Genomic DNA, 3,006 nt, shown 5'->3' on the forward strand with positions numbered 1-3,006 from the left:
GTCGCAAAGTTGAGAGAATAAAGTCTCAATTCTTTTTCTGGATTTTCTGAAAATATATTTTTGTTTTTGATAATTTTTTTGGTTGTTTCTCATGGGTGTATCCAGCTTTATATTCGCATAATTGAAAAAATCTGTTTGCACTTGGGTGGATAAATAACCCCTGTCTCCAATCAACGTACAATTGTTCATTTGATGCTTGATATCTTGCAAAAAATGAATATCATGAATGCTTGCTGTAGAAATATCAAAACTTTGGAAAACTCCGGAAACAGAACAAACTGCATGTAATTTGTAACCATAATAATAACTCGATTGAGAAGCGCAATAACCTTTGCTGGGAAACGAAAATTCATTTTCCTTACAAATTTTAGAGCGGTTCGCTCTTGCGTTTTTGCAGATTTCTAAAGGCATCGAATCTACAATAAAAGTGGTTTCCATCTCATTAAATTTAGCAACCATAAGTTTTCTAATATTTTCCAAGTGTAAGAAAAGCTTTCTTTTTCTGCGATTAAACACACTTCTCTCAATCATTCCCTTTAGTTTTGAATTAGAGAGGTATCTAAACAACTGATATTCTGAATCTATCGATAAATATTCTGCAGAAATATTTATTGCAATGAGTTCTAAATCAGATAATTTTGGTTTAATTGGTTTGAAATAAAAATTTTCTTTGATGGTTAATTTTCTTAATTCCTTTAAAATAAAATCGTAAATTGCATCTAGGTTATTCATAACGTATTAGATTGGTAGTCAATACAATATACGAAATTTTCGTATTATGAGTAACCTTTTTTATAATGCACTACGGGTTGAGCATCATCTTAGGCGCAATGCATGTTTAAAGAATTAAATATTTCATATTGGTTTATTGGAGGGCTTATCATTTGGGGAATTATCGCATTTTTGAGAAGGAATGGAATACTCATACCTCTAATCAATGATCATTTGACTGATCTATATAGTGTCCCTATGTTCAGTTATACGATAATGAAAATCATGAAGCTCACCTATTATCCGGATTGGAGACCGGATCTGAAGTTTTTGCTGGGAGCTGCACTTAATCTGACCATTGTATTTGAAATTATATGTCCGTTACTATCAGCAAGATATACAGCTGATTTTATAGATATTATCTGCTACTTTTCAGGTGCGCTAATATATCATTTAGTATTACAGAGAATTTATTATGTAGATTCAAAATCATTATAATTGAATTCAAGGCCATCAATACGCTAAGGATACGTTACTGCGGTCAGGAACAATATATTTTCTTAAAATGTGAGGTTTTTTTCTGTAGAACCCTGTATTACTGATCCTATGCTTCTCTTTTAAGATATTCCATGACACGCGTCGCCGTAAGGCCATGAATCAAAATTGAAAAGAGGATCGTTAAAGAAACAGCAGCCCACAATTCATCCTGATGTTCAAAATTATATTTGCTGAAAGCAAATGCAAGATAGAATATCGAACCCATCCCACGGATGCCAAAAAATCCGATCGCCAGCCTTTCTTTGTTTTTCATTTTTGAGGAACTCAATGCCAGCCATCCAAAGACAGGTCTTACTATTAGCAGGAAAGTTACCGAAAACACAACCATTTTCAAAGTTATGGGTTCTAGAATACCCATTGCTAATGCTCCTCCGAAAATAATCAGTAGCAGGCAGACTAGCAGCCTTTCTATCTGATCGGTGAAAGAATGAAGTGTATCGTGATACTGGTGATCTTTCTCAAAATGCCTTAGTGTGATTGCACAGATAAAAACTGCAATAAATCCATAACCATGAACAATTTCTGTTATACCATACACTAGTAAAGTAGCAGCAACTGCCACCAGACCATCTCTGGTTCTTAGGATCTCATATTTTTTGGACACTCTGAATAACAAAATGCCAAAACCTTTGCCTGATAGAAATCCGATCACAATACCGGCAACTATTCGGTAGATAACATCAAGAGCAAACCAATCTAAAAAGCTGCTTTCTTTGCCTGTGAACATAAGACCAATAGTAATGGCAAGCCAGGTAAATGGGAAAGCGACTCCGTCATTGAGTCCAGCCTCTGACGTGAGCGCAAATTTGGTCTCTGATTTCATTCCCTCATTTGGAGGTCCCACCTGTACATCCGATGCGAGGACAGGATCCGTCGGAGCAAGAACAGCACCAAGAAGTACTGCTGAAGCAAGACTGAAACCTAAAAAATAATAGCCCATTACCGCTGCTGCACCAATACACAATAACATGGTAAAACTTACAAGTTTCAACGGGGAAGACCAGGTTTTAAAAGAAAATTTTCGGTCGATCTTGATCCCAGTACCCATAAGCGAAATAATAACAATCAACTCGGTTAAATGAAGCGTCAGATTTTCATTTTTTTGAGGCATTGGGTTTGGCAGAAGATCGGGAGCCAGTAGATAAAGGGCAAACCCTGTTGCTACATAAAAAATAGAGTACGAGATGCCAGTTTTTTTTGAAATTTTGGGCATCCATGCCACACTGAAAATGGCAGCGCCGAGTATTACTAAAATAATCAGATATTGATCCATAGAGAACGTAAATTTATTATTGCTAAAAGTATTTTTTGAATTGCTGTAATATTCAGTACGTTTAGGCGAAGCTGTAATACTCAAGCGGCTTGAGGTGAAAATATCAAATATCCCGCCACGGCTTATTTTACTGTTTTTGAAATTAGAACTCCGGCAGAACAATAATTAACTCGTAGTGCATTATTAAATCAATGCAATTTTTATATTGTTCATTTTCCTGTTAAATAGAAAAACATTGACAAACTGAATGAAAGTTAATGCTGTTATTTTGCTCAATACCCTTATTTTAAAACCGTTAAAAGATTTTGCGTAATTGTTTCTGATTTTAAATTGGTCGCAAAGTTGAGAGAATAAAGTCTCAATTCTTTTTCTGGATTTTCTGAAAATATATTTTTGTTTTTGATAATTTTTTTGGTTGTTTCTCATGGGTGTATCCAGCTTTATATTCGCATAATTGAAAAAAT

At 34.8% G+C, this 3,006-nt stretch carries 4 protein-coding genes; 1 reads left to right on the forward strand and 3 read right to left on the reverse strand.

Features of this window, described 5'->3' with window-relative positions; all coding sequences use genetic code 11:
• The coding region (locus tag CRJ00_RS17255) for an IS982 family transposase (protein ID WP_099367981.1) at positions 1-732 on the reverse strand (732 nt) is incomplete at its 3' end.
• Between the two features lie 102 nt (positions 733-834).
• Between CRJ00_RS17255 and CRJ00_RS17260 the strand changes: the two genes are divergently transcribed.
• Entirely contained in the window at positions 835-1,209 is a 375-nt protein-coding gene (locus CRJ00_RS17260) for a hypothetical protein (protein ID WP_031504811.1), read from the forward strand.
• A gap of 106 nt (positions 1,210-1,315) precedes the next feature.
• Here CRJ00_RS17260 and CRJ00_RS17265 read toward each other — a convergent pair whose 3' ends face one another.
• Both CRJ00_RS17265 and CRJ00_RS17270 read right to left on the reverse strand, forming a co-directional pair.
• Complete coding sequence (locus CRJ00_RS17265) at positions 1,316-2,626, reverse strand: cation:proton antiporter (RefSeq protein ID WP_180268523.1); 1,311 nt, start codon at positions 2,624-2,626, stop codon at positions 1,316-1,318.
• Between the two features lie 99 nt (positions 2,627-2,725).
• Positions 2,726-3,006 (reverse strand): transposase (locus CRJ00_RS17270; RefSeq protein WP_144038159.1); only part of this gene is annotated, 281 nt, incomplete at its 5' end.

This window comes from Sphingobacterium sp. 1.A.4 (genome assembly GCF_002734245.1).
Classification (GTDB): Bacteria; Bacteroidota; Bacteroidia; order Sphingobacteriales; family Sphingobacteriaceae; genus Sphingobacterium; species Sphingobacterium tenebrionis.